Annotated in this window: 1 protein-coding gene; it reads right to left on the bottom strand. The window is 54.4% G+C overall.

Translation table 11 applies throughout. From position 1 onward, the window contains the following. Positions 1-312 (bottom strand): helix-turn-helix domain-containing protein (locus GHN86_RS23095; RefSeq protein WP_323370016.1); only part of this gene is annotated, 312 nt, incomplete at its 3' end. Positions 313-425 lie beyond the last annotated feature (113 nt).

The following is a 425-nucleotide window of genomic DNA, read 5'->3' as shown; positions in this document are numbered from 1 at the left end:
AATGGCATGAACCGTACTGGCTGCCGGCATGGCGCTGCCGCGCCGTTCAAGGCATCCCTTGATCTTGCGCGCCCCCCAGCCGGTGTGCTCGATGTTAAGCGCAAGTATCTGGCCCTCAAGTTCGAGGGCGGTTCGATTTGGCGAGGTATGGGGGCGGCGAGATTGATTATTCATCCCGTCGCCACCCTCACTTTTATAGCGCTTTAGCCACTTGTAGGCAGTTGTGCGACCAACATTAAAGTCCTCGCACAAAGCTGTGATGTTGGCACCCTCGGCTAAAGCCAAGGCGACGAATTTGATTCGAAGATCCACGACGGACACCTCTTTCCAAGACACATCACACCTCCCAAGGGCTCAATGTGTCGTATTAAAAAGTGTTCGCTATGTCTCCGAACATTCTGTTCGCGATGTCCCCGGTCCATACA

Origin of the sequence: Pseudomonas helleri, assembly GCF_009600315.1 — a bacterium.
Classification (GTDB): domain Bacteria; phylum Pseudomonadota; class Gammaproteobacteria; order Pseudomonadales; family Pseudomonadaceae; genus Aquipseudomonas; species Aquipseudomonas helleri_A.
The sequence above is the reverse complement of the archived record's forward strand: the minus strand, read 5'-3'. Positions and strand labels throughout refer to the sequence as shown.